This is a genomic window from Tritonibacter sp. SIMBA_163, assembly GCF_046535935.1.
In the GTDB taxonomy this organism is placed as follows: domain Bacteria; phylum Pseudomonadota; class Alphaproteobacteria; order Rhodobacterales; family Rhodobacteraceae; genus Epibacterium; species Epibacterium scottomollicae.
Genome location: NZ_JAWJBP010000049.1, coordinates 1 through 4,104, shown reverse-complemented (window position 1 = coordinate 4,104; position 4,104 = coordinate 1). Strand labels below are relative to the sequence as shown.

The 4,104-nt window shown below is 48.9% G+C and carries 5 protein-coding genes; 4 read left to right on the top strand and 1 reads right to left on the bottom strand.

Annotated features, from left to right (window positions below):
* Positions 1-59: 59 nt before the first annotated feature.
* On the bottom strand, positions 60-320 hold the full coding sequence (locus tag R0J92_RS21220; RefSeq protein WP_411053098.1) for an Arm DNA-binding domain-containing protein: 261 nt from the start codon (positions 318-320) through the stop codon (positions 60-62).
* A gap of 251 nt (positions 321-571) precedes the next feature.
* Between R0J92_RS21220 and R0J92_RS21215 the strand changes: the two genes are divergently transcribed.
* The 4 genes from R0J92_RS21215 (at position 572) to R0J92_RS21200 (ending at position 3,976) form a co-directional block, all read left to right on the top strand.
* The gene (locus R0J92_RS21215; RefSeq protein ID WP_411053097.1) at positions 572-1,576 is read left to right on the top strand and encodes an HNH endonuclease signature motif containing protein; all 1,005 of its coding nucleotides are present in this window, start codon (positions 572-574) and stop codon (positions 1,574-1,576) included.
* A 163-nt stretch (positions 1,577-1,739) separates the two neighbouring features.
* On the top strand, positions 1,740-2,033 hold the full coding sequence (locus R0J92_RS21210; protein ID WP_411053096.1) for a hypothetical protein: 294 nt from the start codon (positions 1,740-1,742) through the stop codon (positions 2,031-2,033).
* Positions 2,034-2,039: 6 nt separating this feature from the next.
* Complete coding sequence (locus R0J92_RS21205) at positions 2,040-3,242, top strand: hypothetical protein (RefSeq protein ID WP_411053095.1); 1,203 nt, start codon at positions 2,040-2,042, stop codon at positions 3,240-3,242.
* Between the two features lie 128 nt (positions 3,243-3,370).
* Positions 3,371-3,976, top strand: coding sequence for a hypothetical protein (locus R0J92_RS21200; protein ID WP_411053094.1), 606 nt, complete (start codon positions 3,371-3,373; stop codon positions 3,974-3,976).
* Positions 3,977-4,104 lie beyond the last annotated feature (128 nt).

The window sequence follows — 4,104 nt, the reverse complement described above, 5'->3', positions numbered from 1 at the left end:
CCTGCCATCTCGTCGTCCTCCTGAAAACGGGATATTCCTATCCCAAAAGGTGGACCACTTCAGTGGGGGCACTCCATTTCCACTTCATAGAGAATTTGCCGTGCTCGTTCCCGGGCATCGTCAAGGGAAAACGGCCCAAACTGGCCGATGGTCAGTCGCTTCATTTTTCCGTTTATGCGCTTGTGAAAGCTGAAGGTCTTGGTGCCGGACTTATTCACACGAAGGACCAAGCCGGGAACCACTGTGTCACGGAAGGCTTCCCGCTTGGCTGGGTTCGGCTTTCTGGTCTCGATGAATTTAGTGGTGAGTTTCTGTATCATAGGTCCATGATAAGAGACTGGGAATTGCCTCGTCAGGGACAATCCTCGAGTCAGCCCATATTGCATGAGTTCCCATCAGGCTATGACGTCTCAATCGACGGTTGACTTCGCGTCCATGGAAGCGACATTCTTCCTTTGCGTTTCAGAGCAAAAGGCAGCACCTGACGCCTAGTTTCACGTCTGCCAATAACAAACGGCACCGGATCGAATAGTTCGGAGAAGGCCGAGACAACTTTGCGCTGGAGGGTGTGATGCAACCATTGGATCAAACGGACTTACAGGTGGGCGATCAAGATCACCTGCTGGAAGTCTACGAAAACGAAATCGAAGTGGAATATCGTGGCGAACGATATCACGTTCGCGACAACGGTGCGGTATACCGCCTCAACGAATACCGAAAACGTGCCCGTCCCCTGGACAAAACTTGGAGCTTCGGACGCCAAAACCAAACAACTGGTTATTACCATTTGGCAGGTGTCCCAGTGCACCGCATCGTTTGTTCAGCTTTTCATGGCGAACCACCTACTGAACAACACGTTGTGGATCACATCGACACAAACCGCGCGAACAATCGACTTGAGAATTTAAGATGGCTGACGCGGCTGGAAAATGCTCTGTTGAATGAAATCACGGCGCGCCGCATCGAGCTGGTGTATGGCTCAATCGAAGCCTTTCTCGCCGATCCGTCCAAGCTCCAAAGCGACGCGTCTTTTCCGGATGTCTCGTGGATGCGAACTGTATCGAAAGCCGAGGCTGCCAAAACGAAATCACGCTTCGAGACTTGGGCGCGAAGCGGATCAGTTCCAAGCGGCGGCGCAATCGGCGAGTGGTTGTATGGTACTGACGAGCGCGCAGATTTCGAACCTGATCCTGAAGAGTACGAGTCCCTTACGCCTTCAGTAATCCAAGTTCGCTGGCGCGTTCCGACTGAGTTTCCCGAATGCCCTCATGAGGTTTCGGATAACGCACTGGAACTTTATATGGAGAACCTAGTTTTTGGAAAGGTTTTTGCACGAAACGACATCTATCAAAGCTTGGTCGTTCAGCGTTCGCTTTCCGAAGATGCCTTGGTTGTTTTGACCCACAACCCCGGCCCTAATGCGATCAAAGACTGGGCGGTTGCGCAAATCTCGATCCATGGCGAGTTCTTTTACCATCGCAGCGAGCATCAGTATTTCTCGCTCCAAGGGGCACTGAAGACATTTTGTGAATTGACTGGGGAGAGCTATGAGGACTGTATGGATGACTACTGTTGATTTTCGGAACACGCAACACGTGACGATAGCCGCTTTGAAACCATTAAGTCTTTTGACGTGGCAATCGCTATCATTATTCTCGTAGCATGAGCCAAAAAAACGATAGACATGGCCTGTCCGGCTAAGGGGCACTGGGCGAAACCGAAAATGGGAAAGGAAAAATATGCAAACTATAGCATTTTTGGGTAAAAAATCCGACATCATCCATGTGCGGGAAGACCTAATAGGCGCGGAAATATTGTTCGAAGAATTTAGTTCTGAGGGCTTCGATGGAGTTACAATTTCTACTCTCATCGTCGACTTAGCATCAGCGCTTGCGCCACCTATTGCTGCTGTTTTGGCTGCGAAAGTGGCTACGAAGAAACAGGTCACCGTCAAGGTCAACGGTGTTGAAGTGAATGCAAACACGGAAAAGGAGGCAATGAATATGATCAAAGAGTTGTCAGAAAAGGAATAATTCTACTTGGACGAGATTGATAGGTACATTGCGGCGACGAGACGCTCATTGCCCGACTTGGCGTCTAGCGAGATGTATAAAAGTCATAAAAAAATTGTAGATTCTGTACTATTCTCGGTCACGTCACCCACAGAAATGAGAGTGTTCTATACTTCAGAGAGACGATCCGAATACCTAGAGATCAATGATATAAGCGTGATTTGTTATGACCAATACCTTGGCCAAACGCTTTCAAACTTCGCGCGCCTCACTTTCGACTCAGATTCAACAGAGTTTACGCTGAACTATATCTCCAAGGTGCTGGCGGAGTTTTTTAGAGCTTATGGAGCGTCAAGGGAGGCATTTGTTTTTGCTAGAATCCACAGTGACGAAGAATACAAGCTTAGAAAGCTGCCAAGAAAATCGCGAAAGAGGTTGATTTCGGTCTTCTATCAAGAGCTTTTTTTGATGACCCACGAGGCGTACCACGCAGTTCTAAGGAAAAGCCCTGTGTTGAGGCACTCCGCGCATGAGGTCGTTAACCGATACTTCGCCAATGTGGAAAGTCGAAAAAGGAAGCTCGGCACCGATCAGGAGGCCGAAACGCTATCCCCTTCCCGTGCGGACATTGAGCCTGACCTAATTGACGAAATGATTTGTGACTTCTACGCGTACGCGGTCGTCGTAGGCACGGCTCGAAACAAGTTGGTTTTCGGCAAGAATGAAAAAGACATTGCTGCTCTAGGGTGCTTCGCTGCGCTGAAAAACATTCAGCTAGTAAACGCACTGAGAGCGTCTGTTGTCGCACATGTACGCAAGAAGGATGTCACCGATAGAACCCGGATGGATTTTCTTTCACACCAACACAATGTTCGAGCCCGTTTCATGAACTGGCTCTGTAATAACATTGTAGGCGGGGTGGATAAGCCAATTGGCACTATTGTTGGCGACATAGATGACTATCTCAACAAATATCATGACAACTTAGCTACGCTAACATACTCAATGTGTGAAACCGTTGTATCTGGAAAATTGTTCTCGGTTTTTAGGGAAGAGTTCGAACATGTTGATCAAATCGAGGTCATGAGAAACATGGATTTTAGAGAACGGGTTGCTGTAGTTGATGTGATGACAGGGTGGCACTCCAAGCCAGAAGTCGCAGTCCGAACCCAAAAGCTTTTAAATGATCCAACGAAAATAAGACGTTTGCTCCGGCCGGGGCCGCAGTGAGCGTTCATTGCGTAGCTTTTCAACCGAGGCATGATAAAAGTATCATGTAGCGTTGTAGAAGCGCTCAGCGGAAGCAACGGGCGACGAAGTTTCGTGATTATCAATTTTAGATTGGCAAGGGGTAGACAGTGGCAAAACGACTGAGGTTTGAGGAACTATTGGGGACCGGCTTTCGGTGGCCGCATGATGGGGATGACCCCTTTGATCTTCCAGATGAAGATCAACAACAGGTTGAAGTGGCAGCAGATGACTTCTCGCGCTTCTTCCTGATGAGGGATGGCTATCGCAAATCGGCGGACGCCCTTGTTCAGCAGGCCATCGACGATTTCCGCGAGGCCGATTATCTGGTCTTCCCAATTGTTTTCTTGTACCGGCACGCACTCGAGTTGAACCTCAAATACATCATAAATCATTATGGTCATCACGTTGGTGTTGATCCGATCTGGAACACACACGAGTTTGAGAGACTATGGCCCAATTTCCTAGAAGTACTTGACGGGTTTGGGACAAATGATCCGGACCAGGCTGATAGGATCGTTGGAGGTATTATCGCCGAGTTTGGCAACCTGGACCCTCGCTCGTTCTCTTTTAGGTACCCTAGAGATAATCAAGGCAACCCAGTGCCCCTAGCCAAGGATCGATTAGACTTGATCCGGTTGAAAGACGTCATGGACGGTGTTTTCGGCTACTTCAGCGGAACTGATGGGTACTTGTCTGATCTGGTGAACGTTTGAGAGTGGTCCACCTAGCAATCAAGGTTTGGGTATCACTGGGGCTCTGTTGCACAAATCAGGTTTTGAGCTGGCTTCCCCTTTCCCCAGACGGACTTATCCTACGGGCTCTGTGATGGGTATGCCAAGAG